Here is a 23,747-nt window from a genome sequence, read left to right as displayed (position 1 = left end):
GCCTGGATCGTCCCTAACAGATTTGTAGATTCTCAGCCGGGATCTACAAATCTGTTGGGGACGATCACGACTCGACCCGGAAGAAAGGGCGAAGGCCCCGGAGTGGGAACTCTGGGGCCTTCGGGGTGAAGCGGACGGGTGGGTCAGGCGAGGCCGAGGCCCACGAGCAACTGGGTGATGATGCCCGAGTCGTTCTGGGCGCCGGTGAGGGTGTTGATGCACTGCTGCTGCTTGTTCTTGTCGAGCAGCGTGAGCGGAGTGCAGATGAGCTTCGCCAGCGTGGAGGAGATCAGGTTGTCGACCGGCTTGACGACGCCGTCGACGAGCGGCTTGGTGACGTCCTTGAGCGGCTTGGTCACATCCTTGAGCGGCTTGGTGACGTCGGGAATCTTGGGGGTGCTGGTCGTCGGCGAGTCGTCGTTGCCGGTGCTGGTGCCGTTGTCGCCGTTGTCGGAGGAGCCGTTGTCGCCCGGGCTCGTGCTCGTGCCCGGGTCGACGGGGCTGTCGGCCTTGGGCGGGGCGGTTGCGACCTGGCTGCCCAAGTTGGGCGAGGCCAGCGTGTAGTCGGGGGTGAAGCTGATGGCCGAGGTGGTGTTGTTGGGCACCGAGGAGTAGTCGCCGGACAGGTAGGCGTCGCGGATCCGCAACACCAGGTCGACGTACTTGTCGGAGTTGTTGTAGCGGTGGACTGCTGCCCGTCGGCCGGAGTCGGTGCCGAGGTCGTCGTCTCCCGAGCAGAGGTAGACCGCGGAGGCGAGGGCAGCGTCGTTGATGTTCTGCGGGTCTCGCTTCCCGTCGCCGTCGGCGTCGACGCCCACGGCCGCCCAGGTCGACGGGATGAACTGCATCGGGCCGACTGCGCGGTCATAGACCTGGTCGTTGTCGTACTGACCTGCGTCGGTGTCGGAGATCTTCTTGGTGCCCTTGGTGCCGTCGAGCGGGATGCCGTAGATGCCCGGGCGGGAGATGCCGTCGGTGCCGAGCGTGTTGCCGCCGAAGCGCCCGTGGTCGGACTCGACGCGGCCGATGGCCCCGAGCAGCTGCCAGTCGATGTTGCACGACTTGTCGGCGGAGTTGATGACGGTTGCAGCACGCTGATAGGCCGCGAGGGCTGCCGACGGGATGCCGTTGGTCGAGGAGGTCTGCACGATCGACTTGGCCTGCGACTCGGGAACGCCGAGTCCGATGCTGCCGGGACGCGAGTAGCTGGCCGGGTCCTCGAAGGCGGAGGAGGGCACCGAGGTTCCGTCGGGGAGGGCGCTGGGCTTCTCGTCGCCCGCAACCGCGGCACCGACCCCGCCGACGCCGATGATGCTGGCGGTCCAGGCGGTGGACAGCAGGGCCAGAGGGACGAGCGCGACTGCCTTCTGACCGCGTCCGAAACGTGTGGTGCTCATTGGTCTCCCCAAGTGCGTGTGACTGACTGTGCGCCCCGCTCCCTCAAGCACCGGCACTTCGCTCAACGAATCTTGTCACAGTGAGTTACGAATCACGAGACTCAAGCGAAATTACCTGCGCGAGACGGGCGTGTCGGGTGGCGCGCTCGATGATGGGACGTCTGACCCGATGCCCCATGACGCGACCTGCGACACATATTTCCCGCACCGGGGCGCCGCGGATGTGCGCCTGCTTGCCCGGTCGGCGACAATGGCGCGGTGACCAGCTCGTCCCGGCTCGACCCTGCCCGCTCGAGAGAACTCTTCCACCGGGCGTCGGCGGTGACCCCCGGTGGCGTGAACTCGCCGGTGCGTGCCTTCAACGCGGTTGGCGGCTCCCCGCGCTTCATCACCTCCGCCGACGGCGCCTGGCTGACCGACGCAGACGGCATGCGGTACGTCGACCTCATCTGCTCATGGGGACCGATGCTGCTGGGCCACAATCACCCCGAGGTCCGCGCGGCCGTCACGGAGGCGATCGGTCGCGGCACGTCCTACGGGACCCCGACGGTCCCGGAGGTCGAACTGGCCGAGGAGATCGTGGCGCGTACGCCGGTGGAGCGGGTCCGCTTCGTCTCCTCCGGCACCGAGGCCACGATGTCGGCCATCCGGCTGGCACGGGGTTTCACCGGCCGCGACATGGTCGTGAAGTTCGCCGGTTGCTACCACGGTCACGTCGACGCCCTCCTGGCCCAGGCCGGCTCCGGCTTGGTCACCCTGGGTGTGCCCGGCACGCCCGGCGTGCCCGAGTCGGCCACGGCACTGACCCTGGTGCTGCCCTACAACGACCGGGCCGCTGTCGAGGCTGCGTTCGCCGAGCATGGCGACAAGATCGCCTGTCTCATCACCGAAGCCGCTGCCGGCAACATGGGCGTGGTCCCGCCGGAGCCCGGCTTCAACCAGTTCCTCGCCGAGACCTGTCGCCGCCATGGCGCACTCTTCGTCTCGGACGAGGTCATGACCGGCTTCCGCGCCTCGCGACAGGGCCAGTGGGGCCTCGACGGCGCCGTCGAGGGCTGGACCCCCGACCTCCTCACCTTCGGCAAGGTCATGGGCGGTGGCTTCCCGGCTGCTGCCTTCGGTGGCCGCGCCGACGTGATGGCCCACCTCTCCCCGGAGGGCGGCGTCTATCAGGCCGGGACCCTCTCGGGGAACCCGATCGCCACGACCGCCGGCCTCGCCACGCTGCGACTTGCCACCGACGAGGTCTACACCCACCTGCACCGCGCCGGCGACGTCGTGAAGCAGGCCGTCGCCGACGCGCTCGGCGCCGCCGGGGTGCCCCACGTCGTGCAGAGCACTGGCACCATGTTCTCCGTCTTCTTCGGCCCCGGCCCCGTCCGCAACTTCGACGAGGCCAATCGGCAGCACGTGCCGGCGTACGCCGCCTTCTTCCACGCGATGCTCGATGCCGGGGTGCACCTGCCGCCCTCGGCCTTCGAGACGTGGTTCCTCTCCGCCGCCCACGACGACCGCGCGCTCCAGGCGATCGTCGACGCCCTGCCTGCTGCCGCGAGGGCAGCCGCCCAGACGCTCGACAACCCGAGGTTGCCCGCATGACCGAACAGACCACCGTCCACCTGCTGCGCCACGGCGAGGTGCACAACCCCGAGGGCGTGCTCTACGGGCGACTTCCCGACTACCACCTGTCGACGCGTGGCAAGGAGATGGCGGAGGTCGTCGCGGAGGCGATCGGGGGCGCGACATCACGCACCTTCGCGTCTCCCCGCTCGAGCGCGCTCAGGAGACCGCGGCTCCGCTGGCCCGCGTCTTCGGCCTCGACATCACCACCGACGACCGGGTGATCGAGTCGGGCAACTGGTTCGAGGGCAAGAAGTTCGGTTCCGGCGCCCGGACGCTGCGCCAGCCCTCGTCGTGGGTCAAGCTCTGGAACCCGCTCAGGCCGTCATGGGGCGAACCCTTCAAGGAGGTCGCCGCGCGGATGCTCGCCGCGACCTACGACGCCCGTGACGCAGCCCGTGGTCACGAGGCCGTGATCGTCTCCCACCAGCTGCCGATCTGGATCACTCGCCTGGCCGTGGAGAAGCGCTCCTTCCTCCACGACCCGCGCAAGCGCCAGTGCAGCCTCTGCTCCCTCACCTCGCTGCACTTCGAGGGTGACAACCTCACCTCGCTCTCCTACTCGGAACCGGCAGGTCACCTCATCCCGGCTCGCGACAAGGCCGCGCCCTTCTCAGCGGGCGACGCGCCCGAGGAGAACCGACCCTGACATGTCCACTTCCCAGCCGGGCGTACGTCGCCCGCTCGCCTCGCTGCTTGCCCGCCCGCTCGCGCTCGTGCTGACGCTGGGCCTGCTGCTGTCCGCGTGCAGTGGCCTGGACGGTACCGATGGAAAGGGCTACGTCTCCGGCGGCGGCACGGTGCGTGAGGTCGACCCGGGCGACCGAGGCAAGAAGGTCTCCTTCACCGGCGACGCCGTCGACGGCAGCAAGCTGTCGTTGGAGGAGCAGCGCGGCAAGGTCGTGGTGATGAACGTCTGGGGCATGTGGTGCGGTGAGTGCCACATGGAGGCCGAGGACGTCGTCGACGCCGCCGTGGAGACCCAGGGCGACGATGTCGCGTTCCTCGGGATCAACGTGCGTGACGCGAGCCGTGACAACGCTGCCAGCTATGAACGTCAGTACGACGTGCCCTTCCCCTCGTTCTACGACCCGTCCGGCGAGCTGCTGCTCGAGTTCCACGGCATCCTCAGTGCCTTGGTCGTCCCGAGCACGGTCGTCCTCGACCGCGAGGGCCGCGTCGCCGCGAGCGTGATCGGGGTGCTCCCCAGCAAGCAGACGCTGGTGTCGATCATCGAGAAGGTCGTCGCCGAGGATGACTGACTTCTTCCGGGAGACGGTGCTGTCCGGCTCCCTGGTGGTGGCGCTGCCGATCGCCGTGCTGGCCGGTCTGGTGTCGTTCTTCTCCCCGTGCGTGATCCCGCTGTTGCCGGGCTATCTCTCCTACGCGACCGGGCTCTCGGGCGCCGATCTCGCCGACGCCAAGCGTGGTCGGATGTTGGCCGGCTCGCTCCTCTTCGTGCTCGGATTCGGCTTCGTCTTCGTCTGCCTGGGCGCGCTGAGCGGTTACTTCGGTTCGCTCGAGTTCATGGTGCGCCAACGTGATCAGCTGCAGTTCTGGCTGGGCTGGGTGGTGATCGCGCTCGGTCTGGTCTTCGCCGGACTGCTGCCGTTCCTGCAACGCGACGTCCGCATCCACAAGCTGCCGGCCGTCGGCCTGGCGGCCGCCCCACTCGTCGGTTTCCTCTTCGGGCTCGGCTGGGCTCCCTGTGTCGGCCCGACGCTCAGCGCGATCCTGCTGTTGGGCGTCAACGAGGCGACGGTGCCGCGCAGCGCGGTGCTCGCAGGCTTCTATGCCCTGGGCCTGGGGCTTCCCTTCATCATCGCCGGGCTCGCCTATCGGCGGGCGCTCGGCGCGTTCGCATTCATCCGGCGTCACCAAGTGTGGGTGACACGGCTCGGCGGCCTCATGATGGTGCTCGTCGGCCTGCTGCTCGTCACCGGTTGGTGGGGCTGGATGGTCAACTGGATCCAGGTGCACATGGTCAACGACTTCACGGTGAGTGTGTGATGGCAGCTCCCGAACTCGGCTTCCGCGAGATGCTGCGCTGGACGTGGCGTCAACTCACCTCGATGCGCACCGCGCTGGTGTTGCTGCTGCTGCTCGCGCTCGCCGCGATCCCCGGATCGGTCATCCCCCAGGAGGACACCGACGCCTTCGCGGTGCAGCGCTGGAAGGAGGAGCACCCCGACCTCACCCCGATCTACGAGAAGCTCGAGCTGTTCTCGGTCTTCGACTCGGTGTGGTTCAGCGCGATCTACCTGCTGCTGGTCGTCTCGCTCGTCGGCTGCATCCTGCCACGCACCAAGGTCTACTGGACGGCGTTCCGCGCCAAGCCGCCTGCCGCCCCGCGCAACCTGTCGCGGCTGCCGCACCATGCGACGTACAGCTCCGACGAGGCGCAGGACGCGGTGCTCGCCCGGGCCGAGAAGGCGCTGCGCAAGCGTCGTTACCGGGTGCTCGTCGACGAGGAGGCCGGCACGGTCTCTGCGGAGAAGGGACACCTGCGTGAGGCCGGCAACCTGGTCTTCCACCTGTCGATCCTCGTGGTGCTCGCGGGCTTTGCCATGGGATCCCTGTGGGGCTACCAAGGTGGTGTCGTCGTGGTGCAGGGCGGCGGCTTCTCCAACACGATCTCGCAGTACGACGACTTCGTGCCCGGCTCGATGGTCGACGCCGAGGACCTCGAACCCTTCCACTTCGCCTTCGACTCCTTCGACATCGAGTGGCTCGAGAGCGGGCCTCGCCAGGGCATGGCGCAGAAGTTCGCCGCCCACCTGCGCTACACCGAGGAGCCGGGGGCGAGGAGAAGAAGTACGCGCTCCGGGTCAACCACCCGCTGTCGATCGGTGGCACCGACGTCTTCCTCATCGGCCACGGCTACGCGCCGCACATCACGGTGCGCGACGCCAACGGTGACGTCGCCTTCACCGGCCCCGCCGTCTTCCTTCCGGAGGACCAGGCGACCTTCCGCTCCTTCGGCGTCGTGAAGGCACCCGGCGCCGATCCGCAGATCGGTCTCGAGGGGCTGCTGTTCCCGACCTTCGTCATGCTCGACGGCGTCCCGATGTCGATCTTCGGTGACGACCGCAACCCGCTCATCTCGATGCAGGCCTATGTCGGCGACCTGGGCCTGGGCGACGGTTCGCAGTCGGTCTACGTGCTCGACAAGGACAAGATGGAGCTGCTCGAGGGCGAGGACGGCGGGCTGTTCCGGGTCGACGTGTGCGCGGCCAAGGTGGACGGTGTCGAGAATGCGGCGTGCAAGGAGTCGACCGTGGAGCTGCCGGACGGCGCCGGGTCGGTCACCTTCGACGACATCACCCCGTGGGTCCGGGTCCAGGTCAGCAAGACGCCCGGCAAGGAGATCGCCCTGGGCGGCATGATCTTCGCCCTGCTCGGCCTGCTGGGGTCGCTCTTCCTGCGCCCCCGCCGGGTCTGGGTGCGGGTCCGCCGGGAGGATGAGGAGACACTGGTCGAGATCGGTGGACTCGAACGCAGCAACGGTGGCGACGGCACCGAAGAGATCGATGAGATCGTGGCCCTGGTCAAGGGTGGCCGCGGGACGGAGGAATCGTGAGCAACGCATCGTGGGAGACGCTCAGCAACCAATCGGTGACGGCGGCCGGGATTCTCTACTTCCTGGCGCTGTTGGCGCACTCGGCCCAGTGGGCCTGGCTCCGCAAGCTGCCCGCCGACGAGACCCCGCAGTCCGGTCAGGTGGCCACGTTCGGCCGCTTCGGCGTGCTGCTCACGGGCCTCGCGGTCACCGCGCACTTCGTGGCGCTGGTGGGGCGCGGCCTGGCGGCGGACCCCAACCGGGTGCCGTGGGGCAACATGTATGAGTTCACGCTGAGCGCGACCTTCGTGGTGGCCTTCGCCTACCTGCTGCTCTACAAGAAGTACTCACTCGGCTGGCTCGCGCCGTGGGTGGTCGGGTTCGTCTTCGTGGCGATGATGGTCGCGGTGATCTGGCTCTACGAGCAGGTGGCGCCGTTGACCGAGTCGCTGAGCTCGCCGTGGCTGGTGATCCACGTGGTCTCGGCCGTGTTGGCCTCGGGCGTCTTCTTCCTTGCCGGCCTGGTGTCGATCCTCTACCTGGTGAAGGCGCGTTCGGAGGCCAAGCAGGAGGCCGTCGAGCGTGAGCTGGTCGCCGCCGGCAGCGCGGGCGCTGGTGCCGACGCGCCGGCCCGCACCGGGATCCTGGCCCGGATCCCGGCGTTGGAGTCCCTCGACCGGCTCTCCTACCGATTGCACGCCTTCGCGTTCCCGGTGTGGACCTTCGCGGTGTTGATCTCCGGGCCGATCTGGGCACACCAGGCCTGGTCGCGCTACTGGGGCTGGGACCCCAAGGAGGTCTGGGCGTTCATCACCTGGGTCGTCTATGCCGCCTATCTCCACGCCCGCGCCACCGCCGGTTGGAAGGGCCGCAACGCGGCGATCCTCGCGCTCGTCGGCCTCGCCACGCTGCTGTTCAACTTCATCGGCATCAACTACTTCTTCGGCGGCGGCTCGCAGCACTCCTACGCCGATCGCCCCGCGGCTGTCGTCCGCATCCTGGAGTAGCCCGCGTGAACCCGCGGGTGCCGGTACGGCAGGGCGCGAGCTGCGTCGTACGCCTGAGGCACTCCCGCCTGACGCGAGTCGTGGGTCGCGCCGGGCGCTGATCTGTCACAGTGGCGCCCATGCAGATCGGGATGACCCTGCCGGTGATGGAGCCCGCCCTCGACCGGGCGATGTTGGAACGTTGGACCCGTGACATCGATGACGGGCCATGGTCGTCGATCTGTTTCGGCGAGCGGATCTGTTTCGACAACCCGGAGACGTTGACGCTGCTCGGCGCGGTCGGGGCGTGGACCAGGCGGGCCCGGGTGGTCACGACGGTCGTGGTGCCGCAACTGCACGATCCGGTGCGGCTGGCGAAGTCATTGGCGACCGGCGACCTGCTGTGCGACGGCCGACTGACGGTCGGTGTCGGTGTCGGCGGGCGCACGGAGGACTACCGCGCCGTCGGTGCCGATCCGGGCACCCGAACCATCGCGGGGATGACACAGCGCGTCGAGATCATGCGGCGGGTCTGGGCCGGGGAGGACGTCACGGGAGGGCGGTTGCCGGTCGGTCCGTCGCCGGTGCAGCCGGGTGGTCCTGAGCTCCTGGTCGGCACGCTCGGACCGAAGACGTTGAGGGCAGCCTCGGCGTGGGCTGACGGGCTGGCGGGGATGAGTCTCGATCTCGACCTGGGCCAGATGGCAAAGCTCTTCGACGGGGCGCGGGCCGCCTGGTCCGAGGCCGGTCGTCCGACGCCGCGCCTGACGACCTCGTTCTGGTTCGCCCTCACCGAGACCGCGGAGGGCGGGGATGCCCGGGCGCAGATGCACACGCACCTGAGGCGCTACATGAACTGGATCCCGACCGACGCGGTCGACGCGCTGGCCACGGTGGCGGGCTTCGCCGGTACCGCTGACGAGCTGCGTGAGGTGCTCGACGCGATCGCCGCGTCCGGCGCCGACGAGGTCCAGCTGGTGCCGACCTCCTCGGACCCGCGGCAGGTGGCGCTGCTCGCCGACATCGTGGGGTGAGCGCCGCCCGGGGCGAGGTCGATGCTGGACGCGCCCGGTCGCCGTACGGCGGGGCGTGGGCGGTGGTGTCGGGCCTGTTTGGGAGACTGCGGCGGTGCGAAGTGTCCTCGGATTGGTTCTTGCTGCCGTGCTCCTCTATGCCGCGTTCGCGATCAACCCGGGGAGGGCAAGGCCGATCGGCTCGAGGCGTTGCACGCACACGGCGTGGAGCGACCGGCCAAGGTCACCGAGATCCGCGACATCGAGCGCACCACCCGCTCTGGCGGTCGCCGCAGCCGCCACACCAAGACCTACACGGCCGACTGCCCCTACGTGACCTACAAGCTGAAGGGCCAGAAGTACTCGTTCGTCGAGTACGACGACTGCGACCGTCTCCAGGTCGGCGACGAGGTGACCGTGCTGGTCAACCCCGATGACCCCTACGAGGCGCGGCTGGCGAGCACCAAGGTGGAGAAGGCGGCGAAGTCGTCGACCAGGACCACGTGGGTCCTTGCCGGTGCCGGTGTCGTCTTCGGGCTCTTCTCGGCGCTCGGGCTCTGGCTGCGGGTGAGCAACCTCGTCAAGCGCCGCCGCACCGCGCCGCAGGGCTGAGCAGGGCGCGACTCACTCGGGTTTGTCGGGGTCCGAACGCCTGGGCCTGCGCCGGTTGAGGTCGCGGAGGAACTCCGGATCGTCGTCCGGTGCGACCGGGCGGGTGGGGCGGCGCTTCGGGCGAGCGATGTTGGGCAGGCCGCCGCCACCCGGCGTACGCCGGAAGGGATGGCCACGGGTCTCTATCGTGCGCACCACGAAGTAGACCACCACGGCGATGATCAACAGAAGGAGCAGCAACTTCCCCACGTCCCCAGTGTAGTCGGGTGGGCCAGCGTCCGCAGACGATGTTTCGTCGGTGGATGGTGCGGCGCCGTAGACTGGGCGTTGTGAAGGAGTTCGTCGTCTACACCCTCTTGCGTCTTGGCCTCTTCGTCGGTGCGTTCGCCATCGTCGCAGGCGTCTGGAGCCAGCTTGCCGATTCGGTCCCCGTCCTGTGGGCGCTGGTCCTGGCGTTCCTGATCAGCGGTGTCGCGTCCCTGACGATGCTCAACTCGCCGCGGGAGGCGTTCGCGGCGAAGGTCGAGCAGCGCGCGGGCAGGATCACCGACAAGATGGACGCCCAGCGCGCCAAGGAAGACACCGACTGATGCCTGCTCCGGTCCCGGAGCAGACCGGCTCGTGTGTCGGAGCGAGCCGCCACGATGCGGGGGACCGGGCCTGGGTGCATGCCGCGATCGCCAAGGTCGAGGCAGATGCCAACCGCTCGGCAGACACCCATCTCCACGTCTTCCCGCTGCCTCCCGAGTGGGGCATCGATCTCTATCTGAAGGACGAGAGCGTCCACCCGACCGGTTCGCTCAAGCACCGGCTGGCACGGTCGCTCTTCCTCTACGCGCTCTGCAACGGTTGGATCCACGAGGGCACCACGGTCATCGAGGCGTCGTCCGGTTCGACCGCAGTGTCCGAGGCCTACTTCGCGAGGCTGCTGGGACTGCCGTTCGTCGCGGTGATCCCGCGGACGACCTCGCAGGAGAAGATCGCGCTGATCGAGTTCCACGGGGGCCGATGCCACCTGGTCGACGACCCCTCCGCGATCTATGCGGAGTCGCGGCGGCTGGCACTCGAGACCGGCGGCCACTATCTCGACCAGTTCACCTATGCGGAGCGGGCCACCGATTGGCGGGGCAACAACAACATCGCCGAGTCGATCTTCGAGCAGATGGCTCGGGAACCGCACCCGGTCCCGGACTGGGTGATCGTCGGCGCCGGCACCGGAGGCACCTCGGCGACGATCGGCCGTTACGTGCGTTATCGGCGGCTGGACACGCGGGTGTGCGTCGTCGACCCGGAGGGGTCGGCGTTCTTCGACAGCTGGGTCTCGGGTGACGTCGGCGTGCGTGGATCCGGATCGCGGATCGAAGGCATCGGACGCCCACGCGTCGAGCCCTCCTTCCTGCCCGGGGTGGTCGACCGGATGCTCCAGGTACCCGACGCAGCCTCGGTGGCCGCGGCCCTGTGGTGCACCAAGCTCACCGGCCGCGCGGTTGGCGGATCCACGGGCACGGCGCTGTGGGGTGCCTTGGAGCTCATTGCCGAGATGCGTGCCCGCGGCGAGACCGGCTCGGTCGTCACCCTGATCTGCGATGGCGGTGAGCGCTACGCCCAGACCTACTACGACGATGCCTGGCTCGCTTCACAAGGCCTCGACCCGACCCCCACCTCGCGGTCCTGGAGCGGTTCCTGCGCTCCGGCGTACTCGCTTGAAATGGGGGTAGTCCCTGACGAACTTGTAGTCGGAGGTCCGGTTTGACTACAAGTTCGTCAGGGACTATCGAGAAATCACGGGCCTTCGACCACCGGTACGGCGGCGAGCGCCTCCTGCAGGTCGGCATCGGAGAGCGGGTCGTCGCCGAGGCTGCCGGACAGGTAGGAGTCGTAGGCGCCGAGCTCGAGGAGGCCGTGACCGGAGAGCAGGACGACGATGACCTTCTCCTCGCCGGTCTCCTTCGCCTCGAGCGCCTCGCGGCGGGCCTGGGCGAGGGCGTGGGAGGACTCCGGCGCGGGGACGATGCCCTCGGTGCGGGCGAACTCGACGGCCGCGTCGAAGCACTCGTTCTGGTGCAGGCTCGTGGCCTCGATGAGACCCTCGTGCACCGTGTGCGAGACGAGCGGTGCCATGCCGTGGTAGCGCAGGCCGCCGGCGTGGATGGCCGAGGGCACGAAGTCGTGTCCGAGGGTGTACATCTTCATGAGCGGCGTGAGTCCGGCGGTGTCGCCGAAGTCGTAGCGGTACTCACCGCGCGTCAACGTGGGGCAGGCTGCCGGCTCGACCGCGATGATCCGCGGGTCCTGGTTGCCGGCGAGCTTCTCGCGCAGGAACGGGAAGGCAAGGCCGGCGAAGTTGGAACCGCCGCCGGCGCAGCCGATGACCAGGTCGGCGCCGGACTCACCGGCCTTCGCGAGCTGCTTCAGCGTCTCCTCGCCGGTGATGGTCTGGTGCAGCAGCACGTGGTTGAGCACGGAGCCGAGCGCATACTTCGCGCCCAGGTCCTGCGCGGCGAGCTCGACGGCCTCCGAGATGGCGATGCCCAGCGATCCCGGGTGATCCACCGGGAAGGCCTTGCCCGACTCGGTCAGCTGGCTGGGGGAGCGGTGCACCTTGCCCCCGAAGACCTCGATGAGGGTGCGCCGCTGCGGCTTGGTGTCGTACGACGCCCCGACCTGCCAGACCTCGCAGGTGAGGTCGAAGAGCGAGCAGGCATAACTGAGCGCGGTGCCCCACTGCCCGGCGCCGGTCTCGGTGGTGAGTCGGGTGATGCCGTTGATCTTGTTGTAGTAGACCTGCGGCACCGAGGTGTTGACCTTGTGCGATCCGGCGGGGGAGACGCCCTCGTACTTGTAGTAGATCCGCGCCGGCGTGCCGAGCTTCTGCTCCAGGTTGACCGCGCGGTAGAGCGGAGAGGGGCGGTACTGCCGGTAGACCTCCTGCACCGCTTCGGGGATCTCGATGTAGCGCTCGGAGCTGACCTCCTGGGCGATCAGCTCCGGGGGGAACAGTGCCGCCAGGTCGTCAGGGCCGACCGGCTGGTGCGTCGCCGGGTGCAAGGGCGGCGGCGGAGGTGTCGGCAGGTCCGCGACGATGTTGTACCAAGAGGTCGGCATCTCCGACTCGTCGAGAAGGATCTTGCGGGGAACGCTCATCTGGCCTGACTCCCTGGTGCGGTCTGCGGATCGGACGAGCCAATCCAACACCAGGAGCCGAGGCGTTGCGCTCAAAACCCCCCGCGAACCTTCACTCAGATCGCGCGAACCTTCACTCAGGCGGGTGAAGGACAGGCAGGGAGGTCGCTGAGGCAGCGTTGCAGGACCCCTGCCTGTCCTACTTCAGCCGGCGGTCGATGCGCGAGCGGGACTGGCCCAGCACCTTGGCCAGGATCGGCGCACGGAACTTGTAGGCCACGAAGCCGACGACCACGATGAGCAGCAGGATCCAGAACATGCCCCCAGCCTACGCGCAACGGGAAGGCCCGTCCGCTGCTCACGCAGCGGCGTACCAGCGGCCTGACTGAAGGTTCGCGCGATCTGAGTGAAGGTTCGCGGGTCAGACCCGAGTGGTGGGATCGCTGACGGCGGGCGCGCCGCCGTCACCCTCCCGCCGCTTGAAGGCGTTGCCGAAGTCGACGGTGCGCTTGGCGTTGGAGACGGCCGTGACGATCGAGGTGCCAAGGGTGCCTTCGCGGTCGAAGACCAGCGCGCTGCCCACCGAGACCCCGTCGTAGGACGTGTGGTCGAGTGCGTAGAGACCGATCTCGGGGAGACGGGGCGGCGTGCGAGGGTCAAGGTCACGTCGGCGTTGATGTAGTTGACGCCCCGCGTGCCCCAGTTGGTGACCAGCGTGGTCGAGTCGGCAACCGCGGCTGCCGCCGCATAGCCACTGGGCTCCTCGCCGGCGACGATCCACGGCACGGTGTTCCAGATGACCTTGTGCTCGGCGTTCTGGTGGGCCAGGAAGTCGGGCGACCATCCCTCGGCGCTGTGGAAGAGCGGCGGACGCGGGCCGGAGTTGGGCGGCGCCACGTCGAACGGGGGCGGCTCGGGAAGCTCGGTGCGCTTCCACACCTCACCCGGGGGCTCCTCGGTGGCCCTCAGGAACAGTGCCGAGGCGCGGGCCATCAGCTCGCCCTCCTGCTCCAGGCGGACATCGACCAACACCAGCCGGTTTCCCTCGCGGACGACATCGGTCACCAGGTCGCACGGCGCCATCTTGGCCGGGCGGAAGAGATCGACGGTGTGGCGGCTGGGGACGAGGTCGCCGCGACCGAGCCCACGCAGGCTGTCCTCCGCGGCCTGTCCGAGCGCGCCGCTGATCGCCACGCCGTGCATCTGGTCGTCGGACCAGAGGCTCCGGGCCACGTCGGTGGGCACCAACTGGGCGCCGTCGCGGTGGAAGAAGGCAATCTCCACGGGTCACTCCTCGCTTGTAGGGTGCAGCGATTGTTGCAGCAGGCCGCCGGCCTCCGCGGGTGGGTGCCGTTGCTCAGGCGGTGACCACCAGCGTCACGAAGATCGCGACCGCCGCGCCGATCTCGGCGAACCCGACCTGTTGGATGACGGGGATGAGGGCCCGACCCTGCTTGCCGCCCAACACCCGTCGCAGCGGCCGTCCGCACATCGGCACCAGCACCAAGCCGGTCAGTGCCCACCAGGTCGTCGTGGCAGCGAGGCCGACCACGCCAGCTGCGGCGAGCGCCACGAGGCCGGCGAAGAACAGGCGGGTGCGCTGCTCGCCCAGACGTACGGCGAGGGTCAGCTTGCCGCTCTCGGTGTCGGTCCAGATGTCGCGCAGGTTGTTGCCCACCAGCACTGCGCAGGCCAGCGCGCCAATGGGGACGGAGGCCCACAGCGACTGGATGACGACCTCGCTGGCGCTCGACTCGGTCTGCACATAGGTGGTGCCCATGACCGCGACCAGGCCGAAGAACACGAAGACCATGACCTCGCCCAGGCCGAGGTAGCCGTAGGGTTTCGAGCCGCCGGTGTAGAACCAGGCGGCGACGACGCACACGGCTCCGACAGCCACCAGCCACCACGCGGTCGTGGCAGCCAGCACCAGGCCGGCGACGGCGGCGACGCCGAAGCTCAAGAAGGCTGCCCGCTTGACCAGCCCCGGCTCGACCAGCCCGGACCCGACGAGCCGTAGCGGGCCGACCCGGTCCTCGTCGGTGCCACGGATGCCGTCGGAGTAGTCGTTGGCGTAGTTGACGCCGACCTGCAGCGCCAGCGAGACCACCAACGCCAGCAGGGCCTTCCACCACACCTCGTCGCCGTGATGGGCGGCAACACCGGTGCCGGCGAGCACCGGCGCAAGGGCTGCGGGAAGGGTCCGGGGGCGAGCGCCGGCGATCCACTGCGAGGGGTGGCCATGGCGGACGATTCAAGCACGTGCACTTCCCAGCTGCATGTCGACGTGCGGGATGCCGTCCTCCTCGTAGGGCTCGCCACGCACCGCGAAGCCGAACTCGGCGTAGAACCGCTCCAGGTGTGCCTGGGCCGCGATCCGTATCGGTTGCCCGGGCCAGTGCGCCGAGCAGGCGGCGAGGCTGCGGCGGACGACCTCCCGGCCCACTCCGGTGCCGCGCGCGCCCGGTGCCACCACGATGCGCCCGACCCGCACGAACCCGTCGTCGACCAGCAACCGGGCGCATCCGACCAGGCCGTCGGCGCTCGATGCCAGGACGTGGCGCGTGGTGGGGAGCAGGTCGAGTCCGTCGATGTCGAGATAGGCGCACTCCTGCTCCACGACGAAGACTCGGTTGCGCAGTTGGAGCAGGTCGTGCAGTTGGGGAGCGCTGAGCTCCGCGGCGGCGAGGTCGGACCAGGTGTGCATCGGTCCATTCAACCAAGCGGTCCCGACCAGCCGTTCGAGCAACGCCTCGGCAGCCCGCCGCCCGGCACCGAGGGGTGAGGGATAGCGTTGACCGGTGAGCAACTTGAGGCCGCTGAGCGGGTCGACCCCCGCTGTCGTCGCTGCCCTCACCCCGTGGTTGGCGCAGCACGCCGAGCCCGCCCCCTCATCGTGGAGACCTCCGGATCGACCGGCCGGCCCAAGCGGGTGCTGCTCTCGAGGGCAGCACTCCTGGCCTCGGCCGACGCCACCCACCGGCGCCTGACCGGGCCCGGCCAGTGGCTGCTGGCGCTCCCGATCACCTATGTCGCAGGTCTCCAGGTTGCGGTCCGCTCGCTGCGAGCCGGCCAGCCGCCCATCGAGGTCGTCGGCGGCGACTGGCGGGCGGCGATCGAGCAGGCGACCGCCGAGCGGCTCCACACCTCCCTCGTCCCCACCCAACTGCACCGTCTCCTCGACGATCCCGCGTCCCTCGAGGCGCTGCGAGGCGTCGACACCGTGCTGCTCGGCGGTGGCCCCGTCGACCTGGAGCTGCGCGCCCGCGCCGAGGCCGAGGGCCTCAACGTCGTGGCGACGTACGGCTCCAGCGAGACCAGTGGCGGTTGCGTCTATGACGGCGTCCCGCTCGACGCGGTGGAGATCGCGATCGATGCCGACGGCCGGATCCGGATCGGCGGCCCGACCCTCTTCGACGGCTATGACGGCGACCCCGCGCTGACCGCCGAGACCCTCGTCGACGGCTGGTTCGTCACCAGCGACCTGGGCAGGTTCACCGACGGTCGGTTGCAGGTGCTGGGCCGAGTGGACGACGTGGTCATCAGCGGAGGCCTCAACGTGCCGACGCCCGCCGTGGCCGCCCGCCTGCGCGAGCACCCGGCGGTTGCCGAGTGCCACGTGCTCGGTGTGCCCGACGACGAGTGGGGACACCGGGTGGTCGCCTTCGTGCGGCTGGTCGAGGACGCAGCCGGTCCCGGCGGCGGAGGGAGCGAGGCCTCGATGTGGCGGGAGTGGGTTGCCGGAGGTGCGGGTCTCGACCACCGCTGGGCGCCGCGGCAGGTGGTCGTGGTCGAGACGTTTCCGCTGCTCGACAACGGAAAGGTCGACCGGCTGGCCCTGCGTCGGCTCGCCGAGGCGGACGCATGATCGATCTCGTCGCCTGGCAGCTCCCACTCCACACCCGCTTCCGCGGCCTCACGGTCCGCGAGGGGCGCTCGTCCGCGGCGAGCACGGCTGGGGTGAGTGGAGCCCATTCGTGGAGTACGACGTCGCCGAGGTCGAGCCGTGGCTGCGCTGCGCGGAGGAGGCAGCCGCTGGAGACTGGCCCGAGCCGGTCCGCGACGTGGTCCCGGTCAACGTCACCGTGCCCGCAACCGATCCCGAGCGCGCACACGCCATTGCCACCGGTGGTGGCTGCCGCACCGCCAAGGTCAAGGTGGCCGAACGCGGCCAGGGGATCGCCGATGACATCGCCCGCATCGAGGCCGTCCGCGACGCGCTCGGCCCCGGCGGCATCATCCGCATCGACGCCAACGGCGGATGGGACGTCGACGTGGCCGTCGCCTCCATCGCGGTCCTCGACCGCGCCGCCGGCGGCCTGGAGTACGTCGAGCAGCCCGTCCCCGACGTCGAGTCCTTGGCAGCCGTGCGCAAGCGGGTGGACGTGCCGATCGCCGCCGACGAGTCGATCCGCCGCGCCGCCGACCCCTATCGGGTACGTGAGCTCGAGGCCGCTGACATCGCTGTGCTCAAGGTGCAGCCGCTCGGCGAGGTGCGTGCGTGCCTGCGCATCGCCGAGGAGATCGGACTCCCCGTCGTGGTCTCCAGCGCGCTCGAGTCGAGCCTCGGCCTGGCTGCCGGCGTCGCCCTCGCGGCGGCGCTGCCGGAGTTGCCCCATGCCTGCGGCCTGGCCACCGCGCAACTGATGCGGAGCGACATCACCCCCACCCGGGTGCTCCCCGAGGACGGCTTCCTGCGGGTCACCCGACCCGGTCGGATCACCCCCGACGGCGCGCTGCTCGAGGGTGCCCGAGCCCCGCAGGAGCGCCAGGACTGGTGGCAGCGGCGCCTGCGGGACGTCCTCGACTACCGTGCCGCCGCGTCGATCGGGGAGAATCCACCCCGATGATCCCGCCGCCCGTGAACCCGTCCACCCGTCTCGCTCGGGAGCTCGTCGAGGAGATCGTGGCCGCGGGGATCACCGATGTGGTGCTCGCGCCGGGCTCCCGCAACGCCCCGCTGGCCTTCGCCGTCTGGCAGGCCGACCGCGACGGCAGGCTGCGGCTGCACACCCGCATCGACGAACGCTCCGCCGGCTTCCTGGCGGTCGGCCTGGGCAAGGTCGGCCACCCGACGGCGGTGGTCTGCACCTCCGGCACCGCCGTCGCCAACCTGCATCCCGCCGTACTCGAGGCCGCCCACGCCGGCGTCCCCCTGGTGCTGATCACCGCCGACCGTCCCGCATCCCTGCGTGGCACCGGTGCGGCCCAGACGACCGGCCAGGTCGGCATCTTCGCGGAGGCCGCACTCTGTTTCGACATCGCGGCCGGGACTGATCGGGACGACCTGCGGGAAGCGCTCTCGTCGGCCGACCGGCCGGTGCACGTCAACGCCCAGTTCGCCCCGCCGCTCGTGCCGGACGGTCCCTGGGAGTCTCGTTTCCAACCGGCGCTCCCGCGGCGTCGCATGTCGTGGCCGACCGCGGAGCCCGAGGAGATCGACACGGCGCTGCGCACCGTCGTGGTGGCCGGTGACGACGCCGGCCCAGCGGTGCGCGGCCTCGCCGAGAAGGCTGGTTGGCCGCTCCTGGCCGAACCCACCAGTGGATCCCGCACGGGCGACAACGCCATCCGCAGCTATCGGCCGTTGCTCGCGACCCAACTCGGCGAGCAGGTGCAGCGCGTCGTCGTCGGCGGTCACCCGACGCTGTCGCGGCCGGTGATGGCGCTGATGGCCCGCGACGACGTCGAGGTCGTCTCCTTGCCGGCGCAGGGCATCTGGACCGAGCGGCCCTTCTCGGTGGCCAGGCACGCCGAAGCCCTCACCCCTGTCGGCGTCGCCGACCCGGCCTGGTTGGCCAGCTGGAAGGAGGCCGACCGCAAGCTCTCGTTGCGCATCGCGAAGCTCCTGGCGGATGAGGAGGAGCTCACGCCCTACCAGGTCGCGGCCACCGTCAATGATGCCGTGCCCCCGGGCGGTCTGCTCTTCGTCGGCGCCTCCAGCCCGATCCGCGACCTCGAGCTCGTCGCGCGGCCGCACCCCGTCGGGGAACGCCGGATGTATCTCGCCAATCGCGGCCTCGCCGGCATCGACGGCACGGTCTCGTCGGCGATCGGCGCAGCCATTGGTCGCGACTCCACTCGCAGCTTCGCGCTCATGGGCGACGTCACGTTCCTCCACGACTCGGGCGGCCTCGTGCTCGGCCCGGACGAGGTCCGCCCCGACCTCACGATCGTGGTGGTCAACGACGACGGCGGTTCGATCTTCGCGGTGCTCGAGCAGGGCGACGAGGGCTTCGCCGACAGCTTCGACCGGGTCTTCGGCACCCCGCACGGTGTCGACATCGGCTCGCTCTGCGCAGCCACGCGGACGCCGCACTGGCGGGTCGAGTCCCGCGCCGAGCTCGAGCAGGCACTCGCCTCGCCGAACGGTGGCATCGAGGTCGTCGAGGTGCGGGTTCGCCGCGACAACCGTCGCGACCTCGACGCCCGGATCCGCGCCCTGGCGCACGGGGACGCCGTCGAGAGCTGAGCCGGGTTCGGTCAGACCGTGGGCAGCTCGACGCGCGCCGTGGTGCCCGCATCCAGCGTGGAGGTGATCTCGATCTGCCCCCCGACCTCGTCCAGGAGCTGCGCGACGATGGGCAGCCCGATCCCAGCGCCGGGGCGGGCCCGAACGCGCGGGTCGGGACTTCGGTAGAAGTCGTCCCACAACCGGGCCAGGTCCTCCTCGGCCATGCCGATGCCGGTGTCACGCCATTCGAGGGTCACCGCACCGCTGCTCGCGTGCCGCGCGATGATCGTGACCCGGCCTCCGGCGAGGGTGTACTTCACCGCGTTGGAGGTGAGGTTGCTCAGGATCCGGCGCAGGCTGGTGCTGGGGCCGGCGACCAGCGCGACCGTACCCGGCTCGACGTCGAGGGTGAACCCGACGCCGGCGTTCTCTGCCTGGGCGGTGTACAGCTCGACCGTCTCCCGGAGCAGGGTCACGATGTCGATGACCTCCTCCTGCTCGCTGTGGTTGCGGAAGACGCTCAACACCTGTGCGACCTCCTGCACCTCGGAGGCGCCCACTCGCAGCCCCTGCAGGATCCGCTGGTGGAGCTGCGGGTTGTCCTCGGCGGTGGTGAGCAGGTCGAGATAGTTGCGGATCGCGCCCAACGGAGCGGCGAGGTCGTGGCGTACGCCGGCAGCGACCCTCGAATGCTCGGCGACCGTCTCACGCAGCTCGTCGACCAGTTCCTGCTCCTCGCGCCGCTCCAGGTGACCCTGGGCGGCCCGGGCCAGCGCGGCCGCGAACTCGCGAGCTCCCCGTACCTCGGCACGAACCCACGGGGCGCGGATGCTGCTGCGCTCGAGGACGACGGCACCCAAGCAGCTGCGATCGGTGCCGATCGGCACGACCAGCAGCCCGTCGTGGACGGCGCCGTCGGCGCCCTGGTATGGCGGCACCCGCCAAGCCTCGTCATGGCACCACAGGTCGCTCACCTGGCTCCGGTCGATCACCGAGTCGGGCCAGGTCGGCGCATGCTGCTCGCCCGGCGTGGACACCGCCCGTTCGGGTTCCAGCCCGGGTTCGAACCAGGCCACGGCGACCCGGTCGGCAACGACCCCGTCCCGCAGCGCTGCGGTCGCGGCGCGGACCGTGTCGGCGAAGAGTGCTCCGGTGCTCGGCGTTCCCGCGGCGCGTACGGCGTCGAGCAGCCGTAGACGCCGGCGCGCCTCGCCCCGCTCGATGATGGCCAAGATGGCGGCGGAGGCCAGTGAGGCCACGAGGTTGAGGAAGGCGTGGCGTTCCGGTCCCGGGACCTTGCCGTCTCCGGGCGCGTCGATCTGCAGACAGCCGATGAGCCGGCCGCGAGCGTCGTGGATCGGGCAGTCCAACTCGGCACGAGGATCCCAGTCGTCCTCGGCGACCGCATGGGGAGGTCCGGGATCCAGGTGTGGGCGAGGATCTCGCCGGTGGCATCGTGGGCGGAGGAGTACTGCCACACACCCCAGTCCGACGTCTGCCCGACGGTGGCGAGCCACATGTCGCGGGGGATGGCGGACTCCTCCATCTGCCGCGGCGAGATGTCAGCGCCCACCTGCGCGATCATCTGCAGGTGCGCGTCCTCACGCAGCCGGGACACGGCCGCCACGTGGAAGCCGGTGAGGTCCACGACGTGGCGCAGCACGGTCTCGAGCTCGCTGCGCAACTGCTCGTCGACGAGCGCCATCGCTTGGGCACTGATGCCGGTGCGTCGAGCGTCGAACCGCTGCGCCGACTTCAGGGCAACGGCCGGCGCTCGGTAGCCGGTGACGCCGGGGTGGCCAGCGCGCAGCCGGCTCGATGACGCCACCGGCTCGTGCGCGAACTGTGCTGACACGGTTCCCCCTCTCATGCCGAGGGCGACGATGGCCCTCGCACAGGAGAGACGCACCGATCTGCGGGCCATGATGCAGGTAGCGTGACCGGGTGATCTTCGGTGGACGAAAGCACCAGGCAGAACGCGACAACGCCAGGGTGTTGGTGCGCAACGCGGCGGCGGAGGGACGCATCACCACCCTCGACCGGGACCGTCGCCTGCAGGAGCTCGAGTATGCCGGCAGCCCCGAGGAGATCGAGAGCTTCGTCCGCGACCTCCGCCACCCTGGGACGGCTCCTGGCCAGGCCGCAGCACCGGCCTGGGCGCCGTCGCCGGCCGACCGGTCCGAGGACTCCCCGCACACGAGCCAGCGGGAGTACGACGAGCCCGCCCCGCGTCGGCGGCCTCCGGCGCTCCGCACGGCGACGCCGGGTGGGAGCCCCCGCCGATCCCGCAACCACCGGCGAACGCTCCCGACTGGTACAAGAACCTGCCGGTCTTCCAGGAACAGCCGCACGCTCGGCCTGCCCCCGCTGCGGGGAACAGGGCGGGCTGCATCGTCGGGGTCCTCGTACTCCTCGCGGCGATGAGCTTCCTCCCGATCGTGGGCCTGATCGGGTTCACGTCGGTCTTCACGGGTGACAGCGACAGCGGTACGACGCTCTTCGGGGAGGAGGCGGGGCCGGAGTCGGTGGAGCTCCTCACCCCGCAGGATGGGAGTCCATGCTGGCCGACCTGGCTGCGCAGACCGGATCGACCAAGGTGCGGATGGCGACGATCTACGACGACTACGCGCTCTTCTTCGTGCCGGCCGGCAAGGGTCGTTCGGTGGTTCATCGCTACGACGGGGAGCTGGCCGGAGTTGACCGAGACGCTCGGCTCCGAGCAGCCCGTCGCCCTGGAGAACATCGAGCTGAAGACCGTCCGGGTTCTCCTCAGGAAGGCCAGCAAGGGGATCGCCGACGTCGAGACGCGCTATGTCGTCGTACGTCAGGAACCCCGGGGAGGACGCACCGACGATCGTGGTGGTCGTCAACGGCAGCGGACAGAGCCGCACCCTGTCCGCAACCACGTCGGGCGCGGTCATCCACTGCAGCGGCTGCTGACCGGCGATCAGCCATCATGGCACCATGAGGATCACCAAGTTCGGTCATGCCTGCGTGGCGCTGGAGCACGACGGGGTCCGGTTGGTCGTCGACCCGGGCGGTTTCACCGAGGCCGCCGTGGCCGCGGGCGCCGACGCGGTGCTCATCACCCATGAGCACTTCGACCACTACTCGTCCGACCAGCTGCGCGCGACCGATGCCCCGATCATCACGATCGACGGCGTCGCCCAGCAGATCGCCAAGGACGCCCCCGACCTGGTCGAGCGGGTGCGCGTGGTCACCCCCGACGAGCAGCTCGACCTCGGCTTCCCGGTCACCGTCGTCGGTGAGATGCACGCGATCATCCACCCCGACCTCCCGCGGATCACCAACAGCGGGTTCCTCTTCGGGCTCGGCGACGACGGTCGTCTACCACCCGGGCGATGCGCTCACCCTGCCCGGCACCCGCGTCGACGTGCTGCTCGCGCCCTCCAGCGCGCCGTGGCTGAAGTCCAGCGAGGCCGTCGACTTCGCATCGCGCTGTCGCGGCCCCGCGCAACCTCGCCATCCATGACCGCATCTACACCGATGCCGCTCACGGCGTGCTGCAGTCGCAGATGGATGCGTTGCTGGCCCGCGGACAGAGCTGGCAGCGGATCCCGGACGGCAGCGATCTCGACCTCTGAGACTTGTGCCGTGCCCGTGGGCGCCTGTCTCAGCTGAGCGCGTCGCGGACCGGCACGAACTTCGCCTGCGACTCCGCGAGCTCGGCCTGGGGGTCGGAGTCACCGACGATGCCGCAGCCGGCGAAGAGGCGTACGGCGTTGCCCGCCACCTCGCCCGAGCGCAGGGCGATGCCCCACTCGCCGTCGCCGTCGGCATCCATCCAGCCGACGGGGCCTGCGTAGCGACCGCGGTCCATGCCCTCGATCTCGGCGATCAACGCCACGGCGGCCGGCGTCGGGGTGCCGCCGACGGCGGCTGACGGGTGCAGCGCCTCGGCCAGGCGCAGGGCGGACACGGTGTCGGCGGGGCCGTCATGCGCGACACCAGCCACGTCGGTGGCCAGGTGCATCACGTTGGGCAGGTGGAGGACGAAGGGCGTCTCGGGCACGTTCATCCCCGAGCAGTGCGGCTCCAAGGCCTCGGCAACCGAGCGCACGGCGTACTCGTGCTCCTCGAGGTCCTTCGACGACCGGGCCAGGGCAGCGGCCAGGGCGAGGTCGTGCTCGTCGTCGCCGGTCCGTCGGATCGTGCCGGCGAGGACGCGCGAGGTGACCAAGCCACGTTCGCGCCGTACCAACATCTCCGGGGTGGCGCCGAACATGCCGTCGACGTGGAAGGTCCAGCACATCGGATAGTCGGCGGCAAGGCGTTGCAACGGCCACCGCACGTCGACATCGGTCTGCGCCGTCGCGATCAGGTCACGGGCCAGCACCACCTTCTCGAGGTCACCGCGGTTGATCCGGGCCACGCCTTCGGCAACGACGCCCATCCACTCGTCACCGTTGCGGGCGCCATCGGCGAAGGTCACCACCGGCGCGACGGCAGGAGCGGCGGCAGTCAGCGTCGGCGCCTCTTCCCCCACGGTCGTGAGCCAGGCCTGCTGGCCGCGGCGCCCGACGACGACCCGGGGAGCACGAGCGTGGAGTGGCCGGGCTCGTCGGCGAAGCCGAAGCTGCCGAAGCAGACGGGGCCGGTGCCGGGTTCGTCCACCTGATCGTCGATCGCGGCTCGCAAGATCAGCTCGCTCCACCACTTGGCGGCGTCCGCGAACCGGGTCGGGCCGGCAGTGTGCACCTGGGCGGCGACGCCCCAGCCGACCAAGCCCTCGCCCTGGCGGACCCAGGAGACGGACTCGTCGGTGGGGAGCAACGCGAGCAGGTCGCCGTTGGCCGGGAGGTCAGCCAGGTCGATCGGCACCGTGCGGATCGTGAGGTCCGCGGCCGGCGCCTCGTCGCGTCCGGCCGGCGGCGCACTGGTGCTCATGAGGGCCCAGCCTACGCCCGGGTGGTCCGGGCGTAGGTCCAGAGGGCGTACGTCGGGTCGCGGCCGAGCGCGACT

23 protein-coding genes and 2 pseudogenes are annotated in these 23,747 nt (G+C 70.0%); 16 read left to right on the top strand and 9 right to left on the bottom strand.

Annotated elements, in window-relative coordinates; genetic code table 11:
• Positions 1 to 143: 143 nt before the first annotated feature.
• The gene (locus L1066_RS17065; RefSeq protein WP_235737445.1) at positions 144 to 1,397 is read right to left on the bottom strand and encodes a lytic transglycosylase domain-containing protein; all 1,254 of its coding nucleotides are present in this window, start codon (positions 1,395 to 1,397) and stop codon (positions 144 to 146) included.
• A 258-nt stretch (positions 1,398 to 1,655) separates the two neighbouring features.
• On the opposite strand from L1066_RS17065, the gene hemL reads away from it, so the two are divergent.
• The 9 genes and pseudogenes from hemL to L1066_RS17025 all read left to right on the top strand — a co-directional run bounded on the left by hemL (position 1,656) and on the right by L1066_RS17025 (position 9,187).
• Positions 1,656 to 2,996: a glutamate-1-semialdehyde 2,1-aminomutase gene (gene hemL / locus L1066_RS17060; RefSeq protein ID WP_235737444.1), complete on the top strand. Its 1,341-nt coding sequence runs from the start codon at positions 1,656 to 1,658 to the stop codon at positions 2,994 to 2,996.
• Positions 2,993 to 3,666, top strand: a pseudogene (locus L1066_RS17055) (histidine phosphatase family protein). Before hemL ends, L1066_RS17055 begins: the two are co-directional and overlap by 4 nt.
• Before the next feature lies 1 nt (position 3,667).
• Positions 3,668 to 4,279: a TlpA disulfide reductase family protein gene (locus L1066_RS17050; RefSeq protein ID WP_235737443.1), complete on the top strand. Its 612-nt coding sequence runs from the start codon at positions 3,668 to 3,670 to the stop codon at positions 4,277 to 4,279.
• Positions 4,272 to 5,027 carry a cytochrome c biogenesis CcdA family protein gene (locus L1066_RS17045; protein WP_235737442.1) on the top strand — a complete coding sequence of 252 codons (756 nt, stop codon included), beginning with the start codon at positions 4,272 to 4,274 and terminating at the stop codon, positions 5,025 to 5,027. The genes L1066_RS17050 and L1066_RS17045 overlap by 8 nt, the downstream gene beginning before the upstream one ends.
• Positions 5,027 to 5,758: pseudogene (locus L1066_RS26945) on the top strand (cytochrome c biogenesis ResB family protein); the annotation flags it as partial. The gene L1066_RS17045 and the pseudogene L1066_RS26945, both read left to right, overlap by 1 nt.
• Positions 5,743 to 6,597: a cytochrome c biogenesis ResB family protein gene (locus L1066_RS26940; protein WP_312008044.1), complete on the top strand. Its 855-nt coding sequence runs from the start codon at positions 5,743 to 5,745 to the stop codon at positions 6,595 to 6,597. The pseudogene L1066_RS26945 and the gene L1066_RS26940, both read left to right, overlap by 16 nt.
• Complete coding sequence (gene ccsB / locus L1066_RS17035) at positions 6,594 to 7,583, top strand: c-type cytochrome biogenesis protein CcsB (protein ID WP_235737441.1); 990 nt, start codon at positions 6,594 to 6,596, stop codon at positions 7,581 to 7,583. Before L1066_RS26940 ends, ccsB begins: the two co-directional genes overlap by 4 nt.
• Before the next feature lie 119 nt (positions 7,584 to 7,702).
• Entirely contained in the window at positions 7,703 to 8,596 is an 894-nt protein-coding gene (locus tag L1066_RS17030) for an LLM class flavin-dependent oxidoreductase (RefSeq protein ID WP_235737440.1), read from the top strand.
• A 189-nt stretch (positions 8,597 to 8,785) separates the two neighbouring features.
• Positions 8,786 to 9,187: a DUF3592 domain-containing protein gene (locus tag L1066_RS17025; RefSeq protein ID WP_235737439.1), complete on the top strand. Its 402-nt coding sequence runs from the start codon at positions 8,786 to 8,788 to the stop codon at positions 9,185 to 9,187.
• 12 nt (positions 9,188 to 9,199) lie between these two features.
• Here the strand turns inward: L1066_RS17025 and L1066_RS17020 are convergent, their stop codons facing one another.
• Positions 9,200 to 9,436 (bottom strand): hypothetical protein, encoded by a 237-nt coding sequence (locus L1066_RS17020; RefSeq protein ID WP_235737438.1) that lies wholly within the window; start codon positions 9,434 to 9,436, stop codon positions 9,200 to 9,202.
• Positions 9,437 to 9,516: 80 nt separating this feature from the next.
• Here L1066_RS17020 and L1066_RS17015 point away from each other — a divergent pair, with 80 nt between their 5' ends.
• Both L1066_RS17015 and cds1 read left to right on the top strand, forming a co-directional pair.
• A complete protein-coding gene (locus L1066_RS17015; protein WP_235737437.1) occupies positions 9,517 to 9,777 on the top strand; it encodes a DUF4229 domain-containing protein in 261 nt (86 codons plus the stop codon).
• On the top strand, positions 9,777 to 10,940 hold the full coding sequence (gene cds1, locus L1066_RS17010; protein ID WP_235737436.1) for an L-cysteine desulfhydrase Cds1: 1,164 nt from the start codon (positions 9,777 to 9,779) through the stop codon (positions 10,938 to 10,940). Before L1066_RS17015 ends, cds1 begins: the two co-directional genes overlap by 1 nt.
• 29 nt (positions 10,941 to 10,969) lie before the next feature.
• On the opposite strand, the gene L1066_RS17005 is transcribed toward cds1, so the two are convergent.
• The 4 genes from L1066_RS17005 to L1066_RS16990 form a co-directional block, all read right to left on the bottom strand.
• Complete coding sequence (locus L1066_RS17005) at positions 10,970 to 12,331, bottom strand: TrpB-like pyridoxal phosphate-dependent enzyme (RefSeq protein ID WP_235737435.1); 1,362 nt, start codon at positions 12,329 to 12,331, stop codon at positions 10,970 to 10,972.
• A gap of 183 nt (positions 12,332 to 12,514) precedes the next feature.
• Positions 12,515 to 13,594, bottom strand: a complete 1,080-nt coding sequence (locus L1066_RS17000; protein ID WP_235737434.1) for an acyl-CoA thioesterase domain-containing protein — start codon at positions 13,592 to 13,594, stop codon at positions 12,515 to 12,517.
• A gap of 73 nt (positions 13,595 to 13,667) precedes the next feature.
• Positions 13,668 to 14,564 carry a 1,4-dihydroxy-2-naphthoate polyprenyltransferase gene (locus L1066_RS16995; protein ID WP_235737473.1) on the bottom strand — a complete coding sequence of 299 codons (897 nt, stop codon included), beginning with the start codon at positions 14,562 to 14,564 and terminating at the stop codon, positions 13,668 to 13,670.
• Complete coding sequence (locus tag L1066_RS16990) at positions 14,565 to 15,017, bottom strand: GNAT family N-acetyltransferase (protein WP_235737433.1); 453 nt, start codon at positions 15,015 to 15,017, stop codon at positions 14,565 to 14,567.
• A gap of 153 nt (positions 15,018 to 15,170) precedes the next feature.
• Between L1066_RS16990 and L1066_RS16985 the strand changes: the two genes are divergently transcribed.
• From L1066_RS16985 to menD, 3 genes are all read left to right on the top strand, one after another.
• The gene (locus L1066_RS16985) at positions 15,171 to 16,178 is read left to right on the top strand and encodes an AMP-binding protein (protein ID WP_235737432.1); all 1,008 of its coding nucleotides are present in this window, start codon (positions 15,171 to 15,173) and stop codon (positions 16,176 to 16,178) included.
• A 109-nt stretch (positions 16,179 to 16,287) separates the two neighbouring features.
• Positions 16,288 to 17,160, top strand: a complete 873-nt coding sequence (locus tag L1066_RS16980; RefSeq protein WP_312008039.1) for an o-succinylbenzoate synthase — start codon at positions 16,288 to 16,290, stop codon at positions 17,158 to 17,160.
• The gene (menD, locus tag L1066_RS16975) at positions 17,157 to 18,782 is read left to right on the top strand and encodes a 2-succinyl-5-enolpyruvyl-6-hydroxy-3-cyclohexene-1-carboxylic-acid synthase (protein WP_235737431.1); all 1,626 of its coding nucleotides are present in this window, start codon (positions 17,157 to 17,159) and stop codon (positions 18,780 to 18,782) included. The genes L1066_RS16980 and menD overlap by 4 nt, the downstream gene beginning before the upstream one ends.
• 11 nt (positions 18,783 to 18,793) lie before the next feature.
• Here the strand turns inward: menD and L1066_RS16970 are convergent, their stop codons facing one another.
• Positions 18,794 to 20,134 carry a sensor histidine kinase gene (locus L1066_RS16970; protein ID WP_235737430.1) on the bottom strand — a complete coding sequence of 447 codons (1,341 nt, stop codon included), beginning with the start codon at positions 20,132 to 20,134 and terminating at the stop codon, positions 18,794 to 18,796.
• Between the two features lie 59 nt (positions 20,135 to 20,193).
• On the opposite strand from L1066_RS16970, the gene L1066_RS16965 reads away from it, so the two are divergent.
• Complete coding sequence (locus L1066_RS16965) at positions 20,194 to 20,586, top strand: hypothetical protein (RefSeq protein WP_235737429.1); 393 nt, start codon at positions 20,194 to 20,196, stop codon at positions 20,584 to 20,586.
• A 1,142-nt stretch (positions 20,587 to 21,728) separates the two neighbouring features.
• On the top strand, positions 21,729 to 22,406 hold the full coding sequence (locus tag L1066_RS16960; protein WP_235737428.1) for an MBL fold metallo-hydrolase: 678 nt from the start codon (positions 21,729 to 21,731) through the stop codon (positions 22,404 to 22,406).
• Here the strand turns inward: L1066_RS16960 and L1066_RS16955 are convergent.
• Positions 22,399 to 23,271 (bottom strand): isochorismate synthase, encoded by an 873-nt coding sequence (locus tag L1066_RS16955; RefSeq protein WP_235737427.1) that lies wholly within the window; start codon positions 23,269 to 23,271, stop codon positions 22,399 to 22,401. The two genes, L1066_RS16960 and L1066_RS16955, sit on opposite strands and share 8 nt — an antisense overlap.
• Positions 23,247 to 23,672 (bottom strand): hypothetical protein, encoded by a 426-nt coding sequence (locus L1066_RS16950; protein ID WP_235737426.1) that lies wholly within the window; start codon positions 23,670 to 23,672, stop codon positions 23,247 to 23,249. Before L1066_RS16950 ends, L1066_RS16955 begins: the two co-directional genes overlap by 25 nt.
• Positions 23,673 to 23,747 lie beyond the last annotated feature (75 nt).

This window comes from Nocardioides alcanivorans, assembly GCF_021555175.1.
GTDB classification, from domain to species: domain Bacteria; phylum Actinomycetota; class Actinomycetes; order Propionibacteriales; family Nocardioidaceae; genus Nocardioides; species Nocardioides alcanivorans.
Note: the sequence above shows the minus strand (reverse complement) of the source record. Positions and strands in the feature narration are given on the sequence as shown.